Origin of the sequence: Streptomyces albidicamelliae (assembly GCF_025642175.1) — a bacterium.
GTDB classification, from domain to species: Bacteria; Actinomycetota; Actinomycetes; order Streptomycetales; family Streptomycetaceae; genus Streptomyces; species Streptomyces albidocamelliae.
Genome location: NZ_CP106795.1, coordinates 4,341,531 through 4,362,791, shown reverse-complemented (window position 1 = coordinate 4,362,791; position 21,261 = coordinate 4,341,531). Strand labels below are relative to the sequence as shown.

The 21,261-nt window shown below is 72.4% G+C and carries 18 protein-coding genes; 5 read left to right on the top strand and 13 right to left on the bottom strand.

All coding sequences use genetic code 11. The features are described 5' to 3' along the window. Nucleotides 1-51: 51 nt before the first annotated feature. Complete coding sequence (locus N8I86_RS20105) at nucleotides 52-780, bottom strand: hypothetical protein (protein ID WP_263278366.1); 729 nt, start codon at nucleotides 778-780, stop codon at nucleotides 52-54. A 211-nt stretch (nucleotides 781-991) separates the two neighbouring features. On the opposite strand from N8I86_RS20105, the gene N8I86_RS20100 reads away from it, so the two are divergent. After that, the gene (locus N8I86_RS20100; RefSeq protein WP_263278365.1) at nucleotides 992-1,945 is read left to right on the top strand and encodes a BRO-N domain-containing protein; all 954 of its coding nucleotides are present in this window, start codon (nucleotides 992-994) and stop codon (nucleotides 1,943-1,945) included. Between the two features lie 87 nt (nucleotides 1,946-2,032). Here N8I86_RS20100 and N8I86_RS20095 read toward each other — a convergent pair whose 3' ends face one another. The 3 genes from N8I86_RS20095 to pdhA (N8I86_RS20085) are packed head-to-tail and all read right to left on the bottom strand — an operon-like array spanning nucleotide 2,033 to nucleotide 5,655. Continuing rightward, nucleotides 2,033-3,436 (bottom strand): dihydrolipoamide acetyltransferase family protein, encoded by a 1,404-nt coding sequence (locus N8I86_RS20095; RefSeq protein WP_263278364.1) that lies wholly within the window; start codon nucleotides 3,434-3,436, stop codon nucleotides 2,033-2,035. A 10-nt stretch (nucleotides 3,437-3,446) separates the two neighbouring features. Further along, on the bottom strand, nucleotides 3,447-4,424 hold the full coding sequence (locus N8I86_RS20090) for an alpha-ketoacid dehydrogenase subunit beta (protein WP_263278363.1): 978 nt from the start codon (nucleotides 4,422-4,424) through the stop codon (nucleotides 3,447-3,449). Between the two features lies 1 nt (nucleotide 4,425). After that, complete coding sequence (pdhA, locus tag N8I86_RS20085) at nucleotides 4,426-5,655, bottom strand: pyruvate dehydrogenase (acetyl-transferring) E1 component subunit alpha (RefSeq protein ID WP_123437307.1); 1,230 nt, start codon at nucleotides 5,653-5,655, stop codon at nucleotides 4,426-4,428. A 606-nt stretch (nucleotides 5,656-6,261) separates the two neighbouring features. On the opposite strand from pdhA (N8I86_RS20085), the gene N8I86_RS20080 reads away from it, so the two are divergent. Continuing rightward, complete coding sequence (locus N8I86_RS20080) at nucleotides 6,262-7,278, top strand: phosphotransferase (protein WP_185091306.1); 1,017 nt, start codon at nucleotides 6,262-6,264, stop codon at nucleotides 7,276-7,278. A gap of 75 nt (nucleotides 7,279-7,353) precedes the next feature. On the opposite strand, the gene N8I86_RS20075 is transcribed toward N8I86_RS20080, so the two are convergent. Next, nucleotides 7,354-8,985, bottom strand: coding sequence for a protein kinase domain-containing protein (locus N8I86_RS20075; RefSeq protein ID WP_263278362.1), 1,632 nt, complete (start codon nucleotides 8,983-8,985; stop codon nucleotides 7,354-7,356). A gap of 344 nt (nucleotides 8,986-9,329) precedes the next feature. Between N8I86_RS20075 and N8I86_RS20070 the strand changes: the two genes are divergently transcribed. Then, a complete protein-coding gene (locus N8I86_RS20070; RefSeq protein WP_073887487.1) occupies nucleotides 9,330-10,979 on the top strand; it encodes a Stk1 family PASTA domain-containing Ser/Thr kinase in 1,650 nt (549 codons plus the stop codon). A 99-nt stretch (nucleotides 10,980-11,078) separates the two neighbouring features. On the opposite strand, the gene N8I86_RS20065 is transcribed toward N8I86_RS20070, so the two are convergent. Then, nucleotides 11,079-11,618 carry a bacterial proteasome activator family protein gene (locus tag N8I86_RS20065; protein ID WP_073887486.1) on the bottom strand — a complete coding sequence of 180 codons (540 nt, stop codon included), beginning with the start codon at nucleotides 11,616-11,618 and terminating at the stop codon, nucleotides 11,079-11,081. Nucleotides 11,619-11,813: 195 nt separating this feature from the next. Between N8I86_RS20065 and N8I86_RS20060 the strand changes: the two genes are divergently transcribed. Next, complete coding sequence (locus N8I86_RS20060; RefSeq protein WP_263278361.1) at nucleotides 11,814-12,518, top strand: hypothetical protein; 705 nt, start codon at nucleotides 11,814-11,816, stop codon at nucleotides 12,516-12,518. Between the two features lie 17 nt (nucleotides 12,519-12,535). On the opposite strand, the gene N8I86_RS20055 is transcribed toward N8I86_RS20060, so the two are convergent. The 7 genes from N8I86_RS20055 to pdhA (N8I86_RS20025) form a co-directional block, all read right to left on the bottom strand. Further along, nucleotides 12,536-13,516: an NAD(P)H-quinone oxidoreductase gene (locus N8I86_RS20055; RefSeq protein ID WP_123437310.1), complete on the bottom strand. Its 981-nt coding sequence runs from the start codon at nucleotides 13,514-13,516 to the stop codon at nucleotides 12,536-12,538. A 75-nt stretch (nucleotides 13,517-13,591) separates the two neighbouring features. After that, nucleotides 13,592-14,689: a potassium channel family protein gene (locus tag N8I86_RS20050; protein ID WP_260148142.1), complete on the bottom strand. Its 1,098-nt coding sequence runs from the start codon at nucleotides 14,687-14,689 to the stop codon at nucleotides 13,592-13,594. Then, a complete protein-coding gene (locus tag N8I86_RS20045; protein WP_123437312.1) occupies nucleotides 14,686-16,059 on the bottom strand; it encodes a molybdopterin molybdotransferase MoeA in 1,374 nt (457 codons plus the stop codon). Before N8I86_RS20045 ends, N8I86_RS20050 begins: the two co-directional genes overlap by 4 nt. Next, nucleotides 16,056-16,991: a molybdenum cofactor guanylyltransferase gene (locus N8I86_RS20040; protein ID WP_263278360.1), complete on the bottom strand. Its 936-nt coding sequence runs from the start codon at nucleotides 16,989-16,991 to the stop codon at nucleotides 16,056-16,058. Before N8I86_RS20040 ends, N8I86_RS20045 begins: the two co-directional genes overlap by 4 nt. Before the next feature lie 43 nt (nucleotides 16,992-17,034). After that, a complete protein-coding gene (locus tag N8I86_RS20035; protein WP_263278359.1) occupies nucleotides 17,035-18,399 on the bottom strand; it encodes a dihydrolipoamide acetyltransferase family protein in 1,365 nt (454 codons plus the stop codon). Continuing rightward, nucleotides 18,399-19,403, bottom strand: coding sequence for an alpha-ketoacid dehydrogenase subunit beta (locus tag N8I86_RS20030; protein WP_073887475.1), 1,005 nt, complete (start codon nucleotides 19,401-19,403; stop codon nucleotides 18,399-18,401). Before N8I86_RS20030 ends, N8I86_RS20035 begins: the two co-directional genes overlap by 1 nt. Continuing rightward, nucleotides 19,400-20,554, bottom strand: a complete 1,155-nt coding sequence (gene pdhA, locus N8I86_RS20025; protein ID WP_263278358.1) for a pyruvate dehydrogenase (acetyl-transferring) E1 component subunit alpha — start codon at nucleotides 20,552-20,554, stop codon at nucleotides 19,400-19,402. The genes N8I86_RS20030 and pdhA (N8I86_RS20025) overlap by 4 nt, the downstream gene beginning before the upstream one ends. Nucleotides 20,555-20,744: 190 nt before the next feature. On the opposite strand from pdhA (N8I86_RS20025), the gene N8I86_RS20020 reads away from it, so the two are divergent. Beyond that, nucleotides 20,745-21,227 carry an Lrp/AsnC family transcriptional regulator gene (locus tag N8I86_RS20020; RefSeq protein WP_073887472.1) on the top strand — a complete coding sequence of 161 codons (483 nt, stop codon included), beginning with the start codon at nucleotides 20,745-20,747 and terminating at the stop codon, nucleotides 21,225-21,227. The last annotated feature ends 34 nt before the right edge of the window (nucleotides 21,228-21,261 follow it).

Below are 21,261 nucleotides of genomic sequence, written 5' to 3'. Positions count from 1 at the left end.
TCGCGGAATGCGGCGGGCCCGTTGTGCTCCACGCGCCTGCGCGGGGCCCCCTCAGGGCCTCGCCGTCAGCCGGTCGTAAGTCCGGAAGGTGTAGGAGGCGTCGTACGACATCAGGTTCCCCTCGGCCGCGGGCAGGCCGAGGCGGCGGTTCAGGGCACCGGTCAGCGGCCCGCAGTGCTCGGCCGCGGGGGCGGAGAAGGTGTCGTCGTACGCCGAGAACTCGATGACCGGCGGATCCTGGGAGACCCACGTGGAGGGGCCCGAGCGCTTCAGCCGGAAGTCGACCGGCTCATCCGCCCCCACGGTGCAGCCCTTCTTCAGCAGCGGACCCAGAAGCCGGAAACGCAGGCTGAACTCCCCCGTGTAGAAGTCGGACCGGCCTCCGTACTCCGGGCGTATCGCCAGGCCCCGGACGCCGGGCACCGCGGTCGGCGCGCCGTGCATCGCGCCCCACACCTGCCCGTTGCCGCCGTCCGGCAGGGGGCCCTCGGCGTGGGTCATGGTGATCGGCGCGAGCGTCACCGTGACCTCGCCCATCGTCAGACGGGGAGCGGCGGTGTGCACTTCGCACTTCCAGTGGGCCGGGTCGACCCCGTCGGGCAGTGCGGGGCAGTCGCTGAAGTCGGTCGCGGGCGTGGCGGCGGCAACGGACGCGGCGTGGGCGACACCGGGCGCGCCCACCGCCACGGCCGCCAGGGCGGCGACGCCGGCGGCGGTGGCGGCAGCGGTGGCACGTCGCAGGAGCGGGGAACCGGGGCGAGTCGCAGTGGTCTTCGGCATGTGACCAGAGTGCCGCGAGCGGCATGCCGGTCACTATCGGTGATCACCCTGGCACGACCCCCAGTCGACCCTGATTGCACGTCAGGGATAAGTATTCATAAGCACGTTGGGGTGAGAAGATCGCAAACTTCACTCTGAATCGTGAATATCACCTTTGCAGCTGGCATATTCGCTTTTCCCCGCTCTACGTTCCGCGGCGGAGGTGGTTCACATGCACGAACCCAGTAAGCGATCCCGTCCGGCCGATCGGCACGAGGCGATCGACATCAGTGACTTTGTGTACGCGGCGACCGGAGCCCGCGTCCGCCGGCTGACCATGCCGGACGGAAAGCACTGGTTCCCGGCGGTGGACGTCTGCAGGAAACTCGGACACAGCAACACGCAGAAGGCGCTCTCCGACCATGTGCCCGACGACCATCGAGAGACGCTCGAGACCCTAACTGGAGGTTACGGTCTCAGCATTCCCGCAGGTAGGGAGTGGCGCCGAGACCTGAACATCATCTCTCTGCAAGGTCTCGTCCTGCTCGTCAACGCCTGCACCAAGGCCGCCTGCGCCCCGTTCAAGCAGTGGGTCGCCGAGGTGATCGAAACCGTCCAGCGGGAGGGCTCCTACACCCTTCAGGAGGCGGAGGTGCAGCCCACCGAGCCGGGTGCCCCCATCGCCTACGCCATGCCGGAGCAGGTCGCCGAGGCCATCGTCCGGCTGGAGTCCCACAACCTCCAGGTGGACGAGGAGCTTGCGGTCGCACAGCGCGAATCCCTCGCCGTGCAGAAGGAGATGCTCGCCGCCCAGCAGGCCGCGCTCGCCGTTCAGGAGGCCATGGCCCGGGCGATGGAGCGGATCGCCGACCGGCTCGACACGCTGGTCCTCGGGGGCCTGCCGGGCGCCCGTGCCGGGGCCCACCCCACCACGGAGTCCGTACTGGCCGACTGGCGGCAGCGGCTGTCCGTGACGGAGGACGTGTGGACGGTCGCCGTGGTGATCGCGCCGGTGCTCGTCGAGAAGGGGGAACTCCGGGAGCCCTTGGAGTCCATCGCGGCCCGCACGGGCCTTTCGGTACGGCGCGTGAACGAATGCCTTCGTCTGCTGCGCCGGCACGCCTGCATCCGCTCGCAGGGCGGGGCGGAGAACGGAGCGCCGGTGTACATCCTGAACCGGCGCTGAGAGGTCCCCGGCACAGACGAAGGGGGCGGCCGCAAGACGAAGTTGCGGCCGCCCCCTTCGGGGTCGGACTCTACCCGGCCTGTGCCGTCACGCCCAGGTGATCAGCCGCTTCGGCTGCTCCAGGATCGCCGCCACGTCCGCCAGGACCTTCGAACCCAGCTCGCCGTCGACGAGGCGGTGGTCGAAGCTCAGGGCCAGGGTGGTGACCTGACGGGGCTTGACCTTGCCCTTGTGGACCCACGGCTGCAGCTTGATCGCGCCGATCGCGAGGATCGCCGATTCGCCGGGGTTGAGGATCGGCGTGCCGGTGTCGACGCCGAAGACGCCGACGTTGGTGATGGTCACCGTGCCGCCCTGCATCGCGCCCGGGGACGTCTTGCCCTCGCGGGCGGTCGACACCAGTTCGCCCAGCGCCTCGGCGAGCTGCGGGAGGGTCTTGTCGTGGGCGTCCTTGATGTTCGGCACGATCAGACCGCGCGGGGTGGCCGCGGCGATGCCCAGGTTGACGTAGTGCTTGAGCACGATCTCCTGGTTCGCCTCGTCCCAGGACGCGTTGACGTCCGGGTTGCGCTTGATGGCGACCAGCAGGGCCTTGGCGATCAGCAGCAGCGGGTTGACCCGCAGGCCCTGCATCTCCTTGTCCTGCTTGAGCTCCTCGACCAGCTTCATGGTCCGGGTCACGTCCACCGTCACGAACTCCGTGACGTGCGGCGCGGTGAACGCGGAGCCGACCATCGCCGCCGCCGTCGCCTTGCGGACGCCCTTGACCGGGACACGCGTCTCGCGCGCGCCGTCGTGGGCCGCCACGGGGGCGGGGGCCGGGCGGGTGGCCGCGGGGGCCTGTGCCACCGTCTCGGGGGCGGTCACGGTCGTGGCCGCCGCGTGGACGTCCTCGCGCGTGATGACACCGTCCGGGCCGGACGGGGTGATCGCGGCGAGGTCGACGCCGAGGTCCTTGGCCAGCTTGCGCACCGGCGGCTTGGCCAGCGGGCGGGGCCGGTCCGCGGCCGGGGCGTGGCCGTTCAGCTCCGCCTGGATCGCCCGGGCCGGCGCCGGGACGGCGACCTCGGGTCCCTTGCGGGGACGGCGCTTGGTGGAGGACGTGGACACGCCGTAGCCGACGAGAACCGGCTGGCGGCCCTCCGGCTTCGGCTCATCGGCCGGCTCGGCGGCAACCTGCGGCTGCGCGGCGGCTGCCTGGGGCTGCTCGGCCGGCGCCTGGGCGGCGCCGCCCCCGACCTCCACCGCGATGATGGACGTCCCCACGTCCACCGTGGTGCCCTCGGGGAACCGCAGTTCGCGGACCACACCGTCGTAGGGGATGGGCAGTTCGACGGCCGCCTTCGCGGTCTCGACCTCGCACACCACCTGTCCGTCGGTGACCGTGTCACCGGGCTGCACGTACCACTTGAGGATCTCGGCCTCGGTGAGTCCCTCGCCGACGTCCGGCATCTTGAACTCGCGTACGGACGCTTCCGTCATCGTCGTCACGACCCTCTCCTCAGTACGCCAGCGAGCGGTCGACGGCGTCGAGCACGCGGTCCAGGTCCGGGAGGTACTCCTCCTCCAGACGGGCCGGCGGGTACGGCGCGTGGTAACCGCCGACGCGGAGCACCGGGGCTTCCAGGTGGTAGAAGCAGCGCTCGGTGATCCGGGCGGCGATCTCCGCGCCGGAACCGAAGAACACCGGCGCCTCGTGGACCACGACCAGACGGCGGGTCTTCTCCACCGAGGCCTGGACGGCGTCGAAGTCGAGGGGGCTGACCGAGCGCAGGTCGAGGACCTCCAGGGACTTGCCCTCCTCGGCCGCGGCGGCCGCCGCCTCCTGGCAGAGCTTCACCATCGGGCCGTAGGCGGCCAGGGTGAGGTCGGTGCCCTCGCGGACGACCTGGGCCTTGTGCAGCGGGGCGGGGATGGTCTCGAAGTCGACCTCGCCCTTGTCCCAGTAGCGCCGCTTGGGCTCGAAGTAGATCACCGGGTCGTCGCTCTGGATGGCCTGCTGCATCATCCAGTACGCGTCGGAGGCGTTGGAGGGGCTGACCACCTTCAGGCCCGCCACGTGCGCGAACAGCGCCTCGGGGGACTCGGAGTGGTGCTCGACCGCGCCGATGCCGCCGCCGTAGGGGATGCGGATCACGACCGGCATCTTCACCGTGCCCAGCGAGCGGGCGTGCATCTTCGCCAGCTGGGTGACGATCTGGTCGTAGGCGGGGAAGACGAAGCCGTCGAACTGGATCTCCACCACCGGGCGGTAGCCGCGCAGGGCGAGACCGATCGCGGTGCCGACGATGCCGGACTCCGCGAGGGGGGTGTCGATGACCCGGCTCTCGCCGAAGTCCTTCTGCAGACCGTCCGTCACACGGAAGACACCGCCGAGCTTGCCGACGTCCTCACCCATGACGAGGACCTTGGGGTCGGCGTCCAGGGCACGGCGCAGCGACTCGTTGATGGCCTTGGCCATCGCCATCTTCTCGGCCATGTCAGTGACCCCCTTCATCCGCGAACGACGCCTGGTAGGCGGCGAACTGGGCTCGCTCCTCGTCGACGAGCGCGTGCCCGTCCGCGTACGCGTTCTCGAAGATGGCGAACCGGTCCGGGTCGGGCATGGCGCGGACCGCTTCGCGTACCCGCTTGCCCAACGCCTCGGACTCCGTCTCGAGTTCCGCGAAGAACGTGTCGTCCGCGTGCCCGGCGGTCTCCAGGAACCGGCGCAGGCGCAGGATCGGGTCCTTCGCCTCCCAGGCGAGCCGCTCGTCGTCGCCCCGGTAGCGGGTGGGGTCGTCGGAGGTGGTGTGGGCGCCCATGCGGTAGGTGAACGCCTCGATCAGGGTCGGGCCCTCGCCGCTGCGGGCACGCTCCAGCGCCCACTTGGTGACCGCGAGGCAGGCCAGTACGTCGTTGCCGTCGACGCGGACGCCCGGGAAGCCGAAGCCCTGGGCGCGCTGGTAGAGCGGCACGCGGCTCTGCTTCTCGGTGGGCTCGGAGATCGCCCACTGGTTGTTCTGGCAGAAGAACACCACGGGGGCGTTGTAGACCGCGGAGAAGGTGAACGCCTCGGCCACGTCGCCCTGGCTGGAGGCGCCGTCGCCGAAGTAGGCGATGACCGCCGAGTCCGCGCCGTCCTTGGCGATGCCCATGGCGTAGCCGGTGGCGTGCAGCGTCTGGGAGCCGATGACGATCGTGTAGAGGTGGAAGTTGTTGCCGTTCGGGTCCCAGCCGCCGTTGTTCACGCCGCGGAACATCCCGAGCAGGTTGGTCGGGTCGACCCCGCGGCACCAGGCGACGCCGTGCTCGCGGTAGGTCGGGAAGACGTAGTCATCCTCGCGGGTGGCCCGGCCGGAGCCGATCTGGGCGGCCTCCTGGCCCAGCAGCGAGGCCCACAGGCCCAGCTCGCCCTGGCGCTGCAGGGCGGTGGCCTCGGCGTCGAAGCGGCGGGTGAGCACCATGTCGCGGTACAGGCCGCGGAGCTCGTCCGGGGTGATGCCGGCGACGTACGCGTCGTACTCGGCGTTCTTGACCCGCTTGCCCTCCGGGGTCAGAAGCTGCACGAGCTCGGGCTCGGCGCTCTTCTTCGCGGTGCTGCGGGTGGTGCGCTTGGTGCCGGTGGCTCCGGTCGCTTCGCCGGCCGTGCCGGTCCCGCTGCCGGTGGTGCCGGCCTTGCCTGCGGCGCTGCGTCGCGGCTTGCGCGCGGCACTGCTCTCCACGCTCACGTGTGCTCCTCCGTCGTTCCGGCCCCCGGGGTTGCCGGTAGGCCAGTGCGGCTCACCTGTTTCGACCACCGGGGCACGGGGTGGGTGCCACTCGGCCGGGAACAGGCGTGACAGGTGCCCCGGCGAGCGCCCTGCAACCATCACGTTACCCAGTGCTCCACATTTCTGTGAAACCTCACCTGACCTGCGATTTTGCTTGGATTTCCAAGTAAATCGAGGTGGTGGGAAAGCATGCTGGTCACAGCCTTGCCTCAGGCCGGAGCTACCGCACGTTATCCCGCGCACCCAGGTCACGGGAAGACTTGCATGTGAGACCGGACTCGTGCATGAAGGCGCAAAAGTCAGAGTATTTCCGCGCGCCGATCACGGAAGTGTGCGGAAGGATCACGGAAGGCGTTCGGGCTTCCGTGAATTCTGCGCGGCCCTCGAATTCGCCGCATCTCCGAATCGGCCGAACGGATCATGGAGCGGCACTCCCGGGGTCCGGCCCGATGCCGCCTGTGACCGAAAGCGATCGACGGCGACTGCCTGTGACAAGCCCCAGCTCACGGCCGCTTTTCGTGCCCTAGCATCTGGCGCGTGCCGTGCTCTTGTGTACCACCCCCAGTGCCCCAAGCGCCCCCTCTGGGCACCTTGTTACGCCTGTACGCCGCCGGTAGCGCTCTCACGTGCGAGCCGGTCGACCAGGGTTTGCTCAACCGCGGCTACCGCGTCCGCACGACACAGGGCCGCTACTTCCTCAAGCACCACTTCGATCCGGACACGGCGGACCCGGCCGCGATCGAACGCCGGCACCGGGCCACCCAGCGCCTCGCCGACCTCGGCGTCCCGGTCGCCCAGCCGCTCGCGCACCGCGAGGGCCGCACGGTCGCCGTCGTCGGCGGCCACGCGTACGCCCTGCACCCCTGGATCGACGGCAGGCACCGTCACGGCGGCCAGCTCACCCGCGGCGAGAGCGCCCGTCTGGGGGCGCTCCTGGGGGCCGTACACGCCTGTCTGGAGCGGGTGATGCCCCCCAAGGGCCGGACCCGTCCGGCGACCAGCCCCCATCCCGTGGAGAGCGCCGACCCCGTCGACACCTTCGCCCTGATCGACGACCTGCTCGCCCACGTCCGCCGGCACCGCCCCGCCGACGCCTTCGACGAGCTGGCCCGGCACCGGCTCCTGGAACGCCGTGCGCTCCTGGAGCAGCACGCCGGGCGGCGCCCCCCGCCCGGCGGCCCGGTGGGCTGGGTGCACGGCGACTTCCACCCGTTCAACCTGCTCTACAAGGGCGACGCCCCGGCGGCCATCGTCGACTGGGACCGGCTCGGTGTGCAGCCCCGCGCCGAGGAGGCGGTCCGGGCCGCGGTGATCTTCTTCGTACGGCCCGTGGGGGCGCTGGACCTGCCGAAGGTGCGGGCGTACGCGCGCGCCTACCGGCGGGCGGCCGGCGCGACGCCCTCGGAGCTGGCGGCGGCCGTGCACCGGGTGTGGTGGGAGCGGCTGAACGACTTCTGGATGCTGCGCTGGCACTACGAGCGCGGCGACACCCGCGCGGACTGCCAGTTCCCGGCCGCCTCGGCCCTCGCGGTGTGGTGGACGCGCGAGTACGAGGCGGTGTGCGACGCGTTCGTGCGCTGAGACGGCACGCGCCGTCGCCGGCGGCGCGGGATCAGGGCGTCAGGGGGACGCCGTCCCGGCCGCCGGGGGTGAGCTTCAACCGCCGGTGACGCCCGTGCCGCCGTCCGCCGTGGTGCCGGCGGTGGCGCCCGCGTCCGTGCCGCCCGCGTCCGTGCCGCCGTCCGCGGTACCGGCGTCGGTGCCGCCGTCAGCGGTCCCCGCGTCCGTGCCGCCGTCCGCCGGGTCCGAGGGCTGCGACTCGGAGGTCTGCGGCTCGGACGGCTCGTCCGTGGGCTCGGTGGGAGCCGACTTCGAGGGCGTGTACGACGGCGTGTACGACGGGGGCCAGTCGGAGCCGGTGCCGCCGGTGCTGGTGCCGGTGTCGGTGGAGGGGGCCGAGGGCCGGCCGGTGTCGTCGTCGGACGGGGTCGCGGAGTCCCGGTCGTCCTTCGTGCTCTTGGAGTGCGTCTTCGTCGGCTTCAGGTCCGTACCGCCGCCACCGCCGCCACCGGCGCCCTTCAGCGCCAGGGCGACACCCGCCGTGATCGCGATGACCGCGAGGACGGCGAGGATCCACAGCTTGCCGCGGCCGCTGCCCTTGTTTCCGTGCCCCTCGAAGCCGCCGTCGTCGCCGTTGCCGTAACCGCCCGGCAGGATCGGCTGCGGGATCTGCGCGGTGCCCGCGCCGAAGTCGCCGGGGTGCTGCATGGCGGTCGTGCCCGCGAAGCCGCCCGCCGGGGTGTGCCGGCCGTCGTGCGCCGCCACCGGGCCGGTGTTCCAGGTGCCGGTGTGGCCGCCGGCCTCGTACAGCATCTGCAGGCCGTACTGGACCAGGCCGCGCATCTCCTCGGCGGTCTGGAACCGGTCGTCGGGCTCCTTGGCGAGGGACCGCATGACCAGGCCGTCCAGCTCCGGCGGGCAGCCGTCGGAGGTCTCCGAGGGCGGGACCGGGATGTCCTGGACGTGCTGGTAGACCACCGACAGCGGGGTCTCGCCGGTGAACGGCGGACGCAGCGCGAGGAGTTCGTAGAGCAGGCAGCCGACCGCGTACAGGTCGGAGCGGTGGTCGACGGCCTTGCCGAGCGCCTGCTCCGGGGAGAGGTACTGCGGGGTGCCCATGACCATGCCGGTCTGCGTCATCGTGGTGGACGCGCCGTGCAGGGCCCGGGCGATGCCGAAGTCCATCACCTTGACCGCGCCGCTGTGGGTGATGATGACGTTCGCCGGCTTGATGTCGCGGTGCACGATGCCGTGCTGGTGCGAGTAGGCGAGTGCCTCCAGGACCCCGGAGACGATGATCAGGGCCTGCTCGGGGCCGGGTGCCTCGGCGTTCAGCAGCAGGTCGCGGATGGTGCGGCCCTCGACCAGCTCCATGACGATGTACGGCACGGACTGACCGCCGACGAAGTCCTCGCCGGAGTCGTACACGGCGACGATCGCGTGGTGGTTGAGGCCGGCGACCGACTGGGCCTCGCGGGTGAAGCGGGCCTTCGAGGTCGGGTCCTCGGCCAGGTCGGCGCGGAGCAGCTTGACGGCGACCGTACGGCCGAGACGCACGTCCTCGGCCGCGAACACCTCGGCCATGCCACCGCGGCCGAGCCGGTGCGTGAGCCGGTACCGGCCGTCGCCGACGAGCCCTCCGTTGCCCCACATCTCCGGCGTTTCTGACATGCCGCCGCCAGACGCCTCGGGGTCGGACGGGCCCTGGGCGCTGTGCGTCTGTGCCATCGGTCCTCGCCGTCGTTTCTGCCCGCGGTGCGCGCGGTGTTGTCACGGTCTCCGTCGGCCACGCTACAGCCTTCGTGGTGGCCGCCGGTTCGGATCCGGTACCGGGACCGGCCCCGAGACGGACCGGTCATGAAACCTCTAGCACGCGCTCTCGTGCAAATTGTGTGTACCGCCCGTACGCCCGGCGTAACGCTTCCGCGACGCTTCTTTCGCGTACGGTCACGGAACGGGCACCGAGCTTGACGTGTCCGTGCCCTGGGGCAGACTTGGCCGGGAATGACACATTCGATCAAGGCCTGTTCGCCGGACGACGGCGCCGGACGGCCACTGGGGGACGCGGAGAGATGAGCCAGGACGGCGGCGCACACGGCCGGTACGCGGGGCAGGCGCTCGCCGGAGGCCGCTACCAGCTGCGCGACTTGCTCGGCGAGGGCGGCATGGCCTCGGTGCATCTGGCGTACGACGCCGTACTCGACCGCCAGGTCGCGATCAAGACGCTCCACAGCGAGCTGGGCCGGGAGCAGGCCTTCCGCGAGCGCTTCCGCCGCGAGGCCCAGGCCGTGGCCAAGCTCACGCACACCAACATCGTCTCCGTCTTCGACACGGGCGAGGACGACCTCGCCGGCATGGCGACGCCCTACATCGTCATGGAGTACGTCGAGGGCCGCCCGCTGGGCTCGGTCCTGGACGAGGACATCCGGCAGTACGGCGCGATGCCCGCCGACAAGGCGCTGAAGATCACCGCGGACGTGCTGGCGGCGCTGGAGATCAGCCACGAGATGGGGCTGGTCCACCGCGACATCAAGCCCGGCAACGTGATGATGACCAAGCGCGCCGTCGTGAAGGTCATGGACTTCGGCATCGCCCGCGCCATGCAGTCCGGTGTCACCTCGATGACCCAGACCGGCATGGTCGTCGGCACCCCGCAGTACCTCTCGCCGGAGCAGGCCCTCGGCCGCGGCGTGGACGCCCGCTCCGATCTGTACTCGGTCGGGATCATGCTGTTCCAGCTGGTCACCGGGCGGCTGCCGTTCGACGCCGACTCCCCGCTGGCGATCGCCTACGCGCACGTGCAGGAGGAGCCGGTGGCTCCCTCCTCCATCAACCGCGCGCTGCCGCCCGCGGTGGACGCGCTGGTGGCCCGCGCGCTGAAGAAGAACCCGAACGAGCGTTTCCCGACCGCGGAGGCCATGCGCACCGAGTGCCTGCGCGTCGCCGCCTCCCTCCAGCCGGCCGCGCCGAGCATCGTGCCGGGCGCCGGGCCGGGGCAGAGCGGCTCAGGCGTCGGCTCCGCGGTCTTCCCGCCGGTCGGACCGGCGACCCCGGCGCCCACCGGCCCGGTGCAGACGCCGTACCAGCCGAACCCGTACGGCGGCCCGGCGACGCCCGCGCCCACCCCGGGCCCGGCCCCGGCGTACGGCTACCCGCAGCAGGGCGGTTACCAGACTCCGCCGGTGGGCTACGGCCTGCAGGGCGCCTCGACCCCGCCGCCGTACACGATCGCGCAGCAGGGGAGCGGGCAGCCCGGGCGCGGCGGCAAGGGCAACAAGTCGGTGGTCATCGGCTCGGTCGCGGTGGCCGTCGTCGTGGTCGTCGGGCTGATCGTGGCGGTCACGCTGCACAACGGCAACAGCGACGACGAGGGCGGCAAGGGACGGACGACCGCCTCGACGTCCACCCGTCAGGAAGCGGGCTACCGCGGCCCCGACCGCACCCGGCGGATCGAGAAGGAGAAGTGCACGGAGCCGGAGGAGTCGTACGACGACCCGGACAAGATCCAGCTGCCCGACTTCCGCTACAAGGACATCAACTCCGTCAAGCAGTGCCTCCAGGCCGCGGGCTGGGACTGGACGATCAAGCACGTGGACGAGAACACCTGGGGCGAGGACACCGTCATCGACCAGTTCCCCTCCGAGGGCACGGACGTGGCCTCCAAGGAGCTCGGCAAGAACGAGAAGATCGAGCTGAGCGTCTCCACGGGCAATCCGCAGTAGGGGCAGCCGTTCTCATGGGCGAGGGCCCGGCGGTCGTCCGCCGGGCCCTCGCTCGGGTAGTGGTTCAGTCGGGTCGATGACTCACGGACGCCGTTCCGCTCAGAGGTAAGGGCCGCCCGAGCGGCCGACGGTGCGGGGGTCGTCGCCGCCCTCGTGTCCGCCCACGCCCGGCGGGAGCGCGCGGCGCATCTGCTCCAACTGGGCCCGCGCCGCCATCTGCTGGGCGAACAGCGTGGTCTGGATCCCGTGGAAGAGACCTTCCAGCCAGCCCACCAACTGTGCCTGGGCGATCCGCAGTTCCGCGTCACTCGGCGTCGCCTCGTCGGTGAACGGCAGCGACAGCCGCTCCAGCTCCTCGACCAGCTCCGGGGCGAGGCCGTCCTCCAGCTCCTTCACCGAGCTGGCGTGGATCTCCTTCAGCCGTACCCGGCTGGCCTCGTCCAGGGGAGCGACCCGCACCTCCTCCAGGAGCTGCTTGATCATGCTGCCGATCCGCATGACCTTGGCCGGCTGCTCCACCTGCTCCGTCACCGGAATCTCGCGGGAGTCATCGTCGCCACCGCCGAGTGTCATCCCGTCCTGACCCACGACGAGGATCTGGGGATTCTCCGGCGACCGTTCGTTCCTCGGCATCTCCATGCAGCCATTCTCTCGCACCCGTACACCTCATCACCGTGGTGCCCCCTCATGGGGTTGATCCACCGTTTAGACCTGATGGCCCAACCCGAAATGCTCCTGTCGTCATGGAATGTGAGGCTTGTCTGCGTCGGTTTTCCATCGGTCACGGCACCTGGGTTCCGGGAGGTCACCAACGTGACTCCATGGTTGCGCCTCATGCTTCGCCGCGTACGGCTGCTGCTCGTCATAACGGCCGCCCTGCCACTCTTCGGCACGGCCACCGCCTACGCGGCCACGCTCGCGCAGACGACGGGAACCGCTCCCGCCCACGGACGCCCCGGCGGCCCCGGCCGGGACGGCTCGTACGGCCCGAGCCACGGGATCCCGGACCACCCCGGCCGTCCGCAGCCGGACCGTGCGGGCCGCGGCCTGCCCGCGCGCGGCTCCCCCGCCGCCGGCCCGTGGGCACCGGCCACGCCCTCCGGCCCGGCCTCCCCGTCCGCTCCGGACGCCGCCCCGGTCTCCCGCTTCTCCCCGTCGTCGCACGCCGCCGAGCCCTCGCGGGCCGGAAGCCGGGCCGGCGAGGGACGGATGCGGCCGGGCCGGCCGGACGGGCCAGCGGCCGAGGTGGAGGGCGACGACACCATGCCCTCCCGGGCCGCGGAGACCGCCGCCGACCAGCCGGAGGAGCCGGAGACCGCCGATGTGCCGGGCGTGCCGCCGGGTGCCTCCCCGCCTCCCGAGGAAGCCGGTCTCCAGCCCGCACAGCCTCCCCGGCAGCCCGCCGGCCGGCAGGCCGCCTCGGAGGGCGAGGGCACGACCGAACCGGTCCTGCAGATCCTTCCGCTGGGCAGCGGACTGGTCCTCATCGGCCTGGGCCTCGGCCTGGCACTCCTGGGACTCAGGCTCCGCAGGCCCTGACGGCGTGGCGCAAGCCGCTACTGCGTGACCAGCAGCACCTTGCCGATGTGACCGCTCGCCTCCAGCACCCGGTGCGCCTCGGCAGCCTGCGCCATCGGCAGCTCGCGGTCCACCACCGGACGCACGTGCCCGGCGGCCAGCAGCGGCCAGACATGCTCGCGTACGGCCGCCACGATGGCCGCCTTCTCCTCCAGGGGCCGGGCCCGCAGGGAGGTGGCGGTGATCGCGGCCCGCTTGCTGAGCAGCGTGCCGATGTTCAGCTCGCCCTTGACGCCGCCCTGCATGCCGATGATCGCCAGCCGTCCGTTGACCGCGAGGGCCTGGACATTGCGGTCGAGGTATTTGGCGCCCATGTTGTCGAGGATGACGTCGGCGCCCTTGCCGTCGGTGGCTGCCAGGATCTCGGCGACGAAGTCCTGCTCGCGGTAGTTGATCAGCACGTCCGCGCCCAGCTCGGCGCACTGGTCGAGCTTCTCCTTGGTCCCGGCCGTCACCGCGACCTTGGCGCCGACGGCCTTGGCGAGCTGGATCGCCATGGTGCCGATGCCGCTGGAGCCACCGTGCGCCAGCAGCGTCTCACCGGGCCGCAGGTGGGCGATCATGAACACGTTGGACCAGACGGTGCTGACCACCTCGGGCAGCGCGGCCGCCCGCTTCAGGTCGACGCCCTCGGGCACGGGCAGCAGCTGTCCGGCCGGTACGGCGACCTTCTCCGCGTAGCCGCCGCCCGAGAGCAGCGCGCACACCTCGTCGCCCACGGCCCAGCCGGAGACTCCCGGGCCGAGCGCGGCGATCCTGCCCGAGCACTCCAGGCCGGGGTAGGGGGAGGCGCCGGGCGGCGGGTTGTAGAAGCCCTGCCGCTGCAGGACGTCGGCGCGGTTGACGGCGCTGGCCACCACCTCGACCAGCACCTCGCCCTCGCCGGGCACGGGGTCGGGGACCTCCGCCCAGACCAGCGCCTCGGGACCACCAGGTTCGGGAATCGTGATCGCATGCATGACGGCGACGCTACTCCCCGGAGGCGGCGTCACCGGGGCAGCCCCGCCCGCTCCCTGATGTCGCGGCCGGTCCCGTCAGTCGCGGGGCATGCGCCAGGTGTCCGGGGTGATGTGGGCGCCGGGGGTGGCGCGGGCGATGGTGATCAGGCGGTCCGTCAGCTGGAGGGTGCCGACGGAGGGGTCGTCGTAGCCGAGCACCCGGTGTCCGCGGAGGACGCTGACGACGAGGTCGTCCGTCTCACGGGGCTTCTTGCCGACCTCGGCGCGGACGACCGGTCGTTCGACGATGTCCAGGCCGCTGCCCTGCTGGATCAGGTCCTCCATGACCATGCCCGCGGCCGGGCTGAGGACCGAGAGACCGAGGAGCCGGCCGGCCGCGCCGGAGCTGGTGATCACCGCGTCGGCGCCGGACTGCTTGAGCAGCGGGGCGTTCTCCTCCTCCCGCACGGCGGCCACGATCTTCGCCGCCCGGTTGAGCTGCCGCGCGGTCAGGGTGACGAGGACGGCGGTGTCGTCGCGCTGCGGGGCGACGATGATCTGCCGGGCCTTGTGCACCTCGGCCCGTTTGAGCACCTCGCTGCGGGTGGCGTCGCCTATGACGCCCGCGAAGCCCTCCGCGGTCGCCGCGTCGACCACCTTGGAACTGGGGTCCACCACGACCACCTGCTCCTTCTTCAGCCCGGTCGCGCAGACGGTCTGGACGGCCGACCGCCCCTTGGTGCCGAAGCCGATGACGACGGTGTGGTCGCGCAAGGTGGACCTCCAGCGGTTCAGGCGCCATTCCTCCCGGGTCCGTTCGGTGAGGACCTCCAGCGTGGTGCCGACCAGGATGATCAGGAACAGCACGCGCAGGGGGGTGATGACGAAGATGTTCATGAGCCGGGCACTGTCGCTGACCGGGGTGATGTCGCCGTATCCGGTCGTGGAGAGCGTGACGGTCGCGTAGTAGAACGCGTCGAGGAAGTCGACCGACCCGTCGGAGTTGTCGCTGTAGCCGTCGCGGTCGGCGTAGACGATCAGGGCGGTGGCGACCAGCACGCCGAGGGCCATCAGCAGCCGTTTGGAGACCTGGCGGATCGGGCGCTCCACCACTTTCCTCGGGAGTTTCACCCGATGGGTCACCAGATGCTCGTCCGCCTGGCGGGCGATGGCGTCGTGGCCCGGAAGTTTCACGTGAAACACACCCCGATTCCCGCTGCCGCCCAGGGCAGGTCCAGCAGCTCCGTCTCCGCGCCCTGTCCGGCGCCGCCCGGCGGTACGACGGCCAGCGCGTCGGCGGCGGCGATACCGCGGAGCATGGCCGGGCCGTTGTAGTGCAGCGGTACGGCACGGTCCCCGCGCAGCACCACAGGGATGAGCCGGGTGTCGTGCGGGTGGCCCTGCACCGCTTCCCTGAGCGGCAGCGTGTACGGCTCCGGCGCGGGACGGGCGGCGAGGGTCCGCAGCAGGGGCTCGGCGAGCGTGAGCAGGCCGGAGACGGCCGCGAGCGGGTTGCCGGGCAGGCCGACGAGGTGCCGGCCCTCGTCCAGGCGGGCGAGCAGCATGGGGTGGCCGGGGCGGACCTTGACGCCGTCGACGAGGAGTTCCGCGCCGATGCGCTCCAGGGTGGGGTGGACATGGTCGACGGGTCCGGCCGCGGTGCCGCCCGTGGTGACGACCAGGTCGGCGGCGGAGCCCGTGACGGCCTTGCGCAGGGCACGGGCGTCGTCGCCGATACGGCGTACCGCGACGACGTCGGCGCCCAGTGCGCGCAGCCAGGGCGGCAGCATGGGGCCGAGCGCGTCCCGAACCAGTCCGTCGTGCGGAAGGCCCTCGCCGAGCAACTCGTCGCCGAGCACGAGCACTTCGACGCGGGGTCGGGGAACGGCGGTGACGGTGTCGTATCCGGCCGCCGCGGCGAGCCCGAGGACGGCGGGCGTCACCAGGGTGCCGACGGGCAGCAACTGGTCGCCGCTGCGGCACTCCTGGCCGCGCGGGCGGATGTCCTGGCCGTGCGCGGCCTCCCGCGTGGCGTGGAGCCGGCCCTGGGCGTCCGTACGGCCGTGCTCACTGCGCAGGACGGCGGTGGTGTCGGCGGGGATGCGGGCACCGGTGGCGATGCGGACCGCCTCGCCGTCGGTGAGCGGATCGGGCTGGGCGTGCCCGGCGAGCACTCCGGCTTCACGCACCTCCCAGGGTCCGGGTCCGGCGACCGCCCAGCCGTCCATCGCCGAGGTGTCGAAGGAGGGCAGGTCGGTGAGCGCGTCGAGGGGAGCGGCCAGCACCAGGCCGAGCGCGTCACCGAGACGCACCGAGACGGGTTCGCGGCGTGCGCCGGACCGCGCGGCGCGGGCGGCGATCTCACGGGCCCGTCCCCAGGGGGTCGCCCGGTGCCGTTCGTGCCTGCCGGGGTCCGCCGCCCCCGCCGGTGGTTCGTGGCTGGGACCGGGGGCGGAACTGTCGTCCTTGGACTCCCTCACCAGGGCCAGAGCCTCCTCGACATCGAGGTCGTCGGTGTCCTCGGCGGGGGCCGGCGCTCCGACTCGGGTTCCGGGGGCGGTCATCCGGCGTCCGGGGCGCTCGTGCCCCCGCCCTTCCCCCGGTTCCCGGCGGACCCCTCGGCACCCTTGTTCTCGGCTTCCCACCGCAGGGCCAGTGCGGCGGCCTTCCGGGAGGCCTCGGCGACGGCCTCGGGGCCGCCCTTGCCCTGGGCCGCGGCGTAGCCGACGAGGAAGGTGGTCAGCGGGGCGGCGGGCCGGGCCACGCCGTGTGCGGCGTCCCTGGCCAGGTCGAGGAGGAGGCCGGTGTCGACGTCCAGGTCGATGCCCAGCTCGTCCTTGACTGCGGAGATCCATTCATCCAACACGTGCCCATGCTCCCTGATGCGTGCTCTGGCGTCGGCGATGTCGTCCCAGGTGTCGCAGTCGAAGGACGCGAGGGGGTCCGGGAGACGGGTGAGGTGAAGGGCACCGGTCAGTCGGCGCAGGGGCAGCCCGGTCAGGCTGCCGTGCTCGGCGGCGAGGGCGGCCAGCTCGCGGCGCAGCGGGGCGGTGCGGTAGGCGGCCACGAGGGGCTGGTCGCGGCCCGCCGCGTCGGTGAGCAGCGTGCCGTCGGCGCCGCTGTCCCGCAGCGCGACCAACAGGCGCTGCACAGCGCTCTGTTCGAGGAAGGGGAGATCGGCGGAGAGGACGACGGCGTACTCGGCCGTCGTGAGCCGCAGTCCCGCCTCCAGGGCGGCGACCGGCCCGCCACCGGCGGGCTCCTCGCGGGCCCAGCGCACCGGCCGGGCGGTGGGCCGGGGCGCGGCCACCACGATCGTCGTGCGGGCGCCCGCGCAGGCCGCGAGCACCCGGTCCAGCAGTGCGCGGCCGCCGACCCGGACGCCCGGCTTGTCGGCGCCGCCGAGCCGGCGCGCGGCACCGCCGGCCAGCACGACGGCGTCGTACGGCGCGGCGGTCCCGGTGGTCGCGAGGGTCACGGGGGCGTTGTCGCTCACCCCCCGAGTATGTCCTGCCGCCCCCTTTTCGCGGCTCCTCGTCCTACAGCGTGCGCAGGAGCACCGCCGGCTGTTCCACGCAGTCGGCCACATACCTGAGGAAACCGCCCGCCGTGCCGCCGTCGCAGACCCGGTGGTCGAAGGTGAGCGAGAGCTGGACGACCTGGCGGACCGCCAGTTCGCCCTCGTGCACCCACGGTTTGGCGATGATGCGGCCGACGCCGAGCATGGCGGCCTCGGGGTGGTTGATGATCGGTGTCGAGCCGTCGACGCCGAAGACGCCGTAGTTGTTCAACGTGAAGGTTCCGCCGGTGAGTTCGCCGGGGGTGAGCGTCCCGGTGCGGGCGGCCTCGGTGAGCCGGGCGAACTCGCCGGTCAGCGACTCGGCGTCGCGTGCGTGGGCGTCCCGGACGACCGGCACGACCAGTCCGCGCTCGGTCTGCGCCGCGAACCCGAGGTGGACGTGGCCGAGCCGGACGACCTCGCGGGCCTCGGTGTCGACGTAGGAGTTCAGCTCGGGGAACCGGGCGAGGGCGGCCGTGCAGACGCGGGCCAGCAGCGCGAGGAGGGAGATCTTGGATCCCCCGGCCGCGTTCATGGCGGCCCGGGCGCGCATCAGCTCGGTCGCGTCGGCGTCGACCCAGCAGGTCGCGTCCGGGATCTCCCGCCGGCTGCGGGAGAGCTTGTCGGCGACGGCCCCGCGGATGCCCTTGAGGGGGATGCGGACCTCGCCGGCCGGGGCGCCCGTGGCGACGGGGGTCCGTCCGGCGGGTGCCGCGACCGGCGCGGTCCGCTCGGCCGGTGCCGCGGTGACGGCGGCCCGCGCGGAGTTGGCCCGCAGCACGTCCTCGACGTCGGCCCGCAGGATGAGGCCGTCAGGGCCGGATCCGGCGAGCTGTCGCAGGTCCACGCCGTTGTCGCGGGCGAGCCTGCGCACCAGCGGGGAGATCACGGGGACGGGGCCGTCGGCGACGGCGGGCGCGGCGGGTGCGGAGGCGGTCACCTGTGTGCGGGGCGGTGCGGCGTCTTCCGGCCGGGCCGTCCCGTTGCGGGCCGCCGTGGCCGGAGCCCCGGCGCGCACCCGGCGTCGGCGGGCCGCCGGGGCCTGCGTGCCGTATCCGACCAGCACGTTGCCGGAGCCCTCCGGCTCCTGCGCCGACGGTTCGCCCACCGCCACCGTGAGCAGGGGTGCGCCGACGGGCAGTTCGGTGCCCTCCTCGCCGAAGCGGGCGGTGACCACTCCGCCGTAGGGGCAGGGCACCTCGACCATCGCCTTGGCCGTCTCGACCTCGACGACCGGCTGGTCGATGGCGACGACATCGCCGACCTGCACCAGCCAGCGCACGATCTCCGCCTCGGTGAGTCCCTCGCCGAGGTCGGGGAGCTTGAACTCCAGCACCTGTGCCATCAGTCCTCGGCCTCCCACTGCAGCCGCGCCACGGCGTCCAGGATCCGGTCGACGCCCGGCAGGTGGTGCCGCTCCAGCATGGGCGGCGGGTAGGGCAGGTCGAAGCCGGCCACGCGCAGCACCGGGGCCTCCAGGTGGTGGAAGCACCGCTCAGTGATGCGGGCGGCGATCTCGCCGCCGGGGCCGCCGAATCCGGTGGACTCGTGCACGACAACGGCCCGCCCGGTGCGCCGGACGGCCGCGCAGACCGTCTCGTCGTCGAACGGCACCAGGGAGCGCAGGTCGACGACCTCCAGGTCCCAGCCCTCCGCCTGCGCCGCCTCGGCGGCCTCCAGGCAGACCGGCAGGGACGGGCCGTAGGTGATGAGCGTGGCGCTGCGGCCGGGGCGCCGGACGACGGCGCGGCCGATCGGCTCGACCTCGGTCGGCCGCTCCGGGTTCCAGGAGTCCTTCGACCAGTACAGGCGCTTGGGTTCGAGGAAGACGACCGGGTCGTCGGAGGCGATGGACCGGCGCAGCAGCCCGTAGGCGTCCTCGACGGTCGCCGGGGTGACGACGTGCAGGCCCGGGGTGGCCATGTAGTAGGCCTCGGAGGAGTCGCTGTGGTGCTCCACGCCGCCGATGCCGCCGCCGTAGGGGATGCGGACGGTGATCGGCAGCGGCATCTTGCCGCGCGTCCGGTTGCGCATCCGGGAGACATGGCTGATCAGCTGCTCGAACGCCGGGTACGCGAAGGCGTCGAACTGCATCTCCACCACCGGGCGCAGGCCGTACATGGCCATGCCCACGGCGGTGCCGAGGATGCCGGCCTCGGCGAGCGGGGTGTCCGTGCAGCGGTCCTCGCCGAACTCCTTGGCGAGACCGTCGGTGACCCGGAAGACACCGCCGAGGGTGCCGACGTCCTCACCGAGGACGTGCACGGTCGGGTCGGCGGCCATCGCGTCGCGCATCGCGCGCGTGAGGGCCTGCGCCATGGTGGCGGGCTTGACGGCGACGGTGGTCATCGGGCGCCGCCTTCCTGCTCATCGTGCTGCTCCTGCTCGGCCTCCAGCTCGGCGCGCAGCAGGGCGCGCTGCTCGCGCAGCTGGGAGGTGCTCTCGGCGTACACGTGGTCGAAGAGGTCCATGGGGTTCAGTTCGGGGTCCCGGTTCATGCGTTCCCGCAGGTCCGCGGCCATCGCCTCGGCGTCCTCGCGGACGGTCCCGATGCCGGCCTCGTCGATCAGTCCGCGCGCCGTGAGCTCCTGCTCCAGCAGCCGGACCGGGTCGTGCGCGCGCCAGGCCTCGACCTCGGCGTCGCCCCGGTAGCGGGTGGCGTCGTCGGCGTTGGTGTGGGCGTCGATGCGGTAGGTCACCGCTTCGATCAGGGTGGGGCCGCCGCCCGAGCGGGCCTGCCGCACGGCGTCCGTGAGCACCTCGTGCATGGCCGCCGCGTCGTTGCCGTCGACCAGCCGGCCCGGCATGCCGTACCCGACGGCCTTGTGGGCCAGGGAGGGGGCGGCGGTCTGCTTGGCGAGCGGAACGGAGATGGCGAAGCCGTTGTTCTGCACGAGGAAGACGACCGGGGCCTGCCAGACGGCCGCGAAGTTCATGGCCTCGTGGAAGTCGCCCTCGCTGGTGCCGCCGTCGCCGATCATGGCGAGCGCGACCACGTCGTCGCCCTTGAGGCGGGCCGCGTGGGCGAGTCCGACGGCGTGCGGGAGCTGCGTGGCCAGCGGGGTGCTGAGCGGGGCGACGCGGTGCTCGTAGGGGTCGTAGCCGGTGTGCCAGTCGCCGCGCAGCAGGGTGAGGGCCTCGACGGGGTCGACGCCCCGGGCGACCACGGCGAGGGTGTCGCGGTAGCTGGGGAAGAGCCAGTCGCGCTCTTCGAGGGCCAGCGCGGCGGCGACCTCGCAGGCCTCCTGGCCGGTGCTGGAGGGGTAGACGGCGAGACGGCCCTGCTTGGTGAGCGCGGTGGCCTGCGTGTTGTAGCGGCGGCCGCGCACCAGCTGGGCGTAGAGCCGGCGCAGCAGGTCGGGGTCGGCCTTGGCGGCCGCCTCCGTGCCGAGGACGCGGTACGGCTCGGCGTCGGGCAGCAGCGGCGCGGGGTCCATACGGGGCTGCCAGGCGGGCGGCGGCGAAGGCCGGTACGCGCCCCGCTGCTCCAGAACCGTCATGACGGCACCTCCTCGTGGGAGCGGCTACGGGAGACGTGTCGGCTGTGACCCGCCTCACCTACCGATTGTTCGGTCGTCGGCACATTTTGGCTACAGCCCCCTCCAGGCTGTGGACAAACGGTTCTGCGCGACCTGGAATGAACGCAGGACGTCCACGGAGACCGAGCGGGGGGACATGGCAGCTGAACAAATGGCCGACGGACCGCAGGACGGCACGGCCCCGCCGCCGCGTCCGCTGGACGCCATCGATCAGGACATCCTCAAGATCCTCCAGGCCGACGGCCGCGCCTCGATACGGTCCGTGGCCGAGCGGGTGCACGTCTCGCGCGCCAACGCCTACGCGCGCATCAACCGGCTCGTCGAGGACGGGGTGATCCGCGGGTTCAGCGCGCGCGTGGACCACGAGCGCGCGGGGCACGGCACCTCCGCGTACATCACCCTGAAGATCGTGCAGAACACCTGGCGCACCGTCCGGGAGCATCTGCGCCGGCTGCCCGGCGCCTCCCACATCGCCCTCGTGGGCGGTGACTTCGACGTGCTGCTGCTGGTCCACACCCCGGACAACCGGGCACTGCGCGAACTGGTGCTGACCCGGCTCCAGGCGATCCCCGAGGTGCTCAGCACCCGCACGCTGCTCGTCTTCGAGGAGGAGGACCTGGAGCCGGACGGCTGAGACGCCGCCGAGGGCGCGCAGGCGCCCCGGGGCC

Excerpts from the sequence above, each read along its gene's own strand:
- N8I86_RS20105 (WP_263278366.1), bottom strand. The coding sequence starts at position 780 with ATGCCGAAGACCACTGCGACTCGCCCCGGTTCCCCGCTCCTGCGACGT.
- N8I86_RS20100 (WP_263278365.1), top strand. The coding sequence starts at position 992 with ATGCACGAACCCAGTAAGCGATCCCGTCCGGCCGATCGGCACGAGGCG.
- N8I86_RS20090 (WP_263278363.1), bottom strand. The coding sequence starts at position 4,424 with ATGGCCGAGAAGATGGCGATGGCCAAGGCCATCAACGAGTCGCTGCGC.
- N8I86_RS20075 (WP_263278362.1), bottom strand. The coding sequence starts at position 8,985 with ATGGCACAGACGCACAGCGCCCAGGGCCCGTCCGACCCCGAGGCGTCT.
- N8I86_RS20070 (WP_073887487.1), top strand. The coding sequence starts at position 9,330 with ATGAGCCAGGACGGCGGCGCACACGGCCGGTACGCGGGGCAGGCGCTC.
- N8I86_RS20065 (WP_073887486.1), bottom strand. The coding sequence starts at position 11,618 with ATGGAGATGCCGAGGAACGAACGGTCGCCGGAGAATCCCCAGATCCTC.
- N8I86_RS20060 (WP_263278361.1), top strand. The coding sequence starts at position 11,814 with ATGCTTCGCCGCGTACGGCTGCTGCTCGTCATAACGGCCGCCCTGCCA.
- N8I86_RS20055 (WP_123437310.1), bottom strand. The coding sequence starts at position 13,516 with ATGCATGCGATCACGATTCCCGAACCTGGTGGTCCCGAGGCGCTGGTC.
- N8I86_RS20045 (WP_123437312.1), bottom strand. The coding sequence starts at position 16,059 with ATGACCGCCCCCGGAACCCGAGTCGGAGCGCCGGCCCCCGCCGAGGAC.
- N8I86_RS20035 (WP_263278359.1), bottom strand. The coding sequence starts at position 18,399 with ATGGCACAGGTGCTGGAGTTCAAGCTCCCCGACCTCGGCGAGGGACTC.
- N8I86_RS20030 (WP_073887475.1), bottom strand. The coding sequence starts at position 19,403 with ATGACCACCGTCGCCGTCAAGCCCGCCACCATGGCGCAGGCCCTCACG.
- pdhA (WP_263278358.1), bottom strand. The coding sequence starts at position 20,554 with ATGACGGTTCTGGAGCAGCGGGGCGCGTACCGGCCTTCGCCGCCGCCC.
- N8I86_RS20020 (WP_073887472.1), top strand. The coding sequence starts at position 20,745 with ATGGCCGACGGACCGCAGGACGGCACGGCCCCGCCGCCGCGTCCGCTG.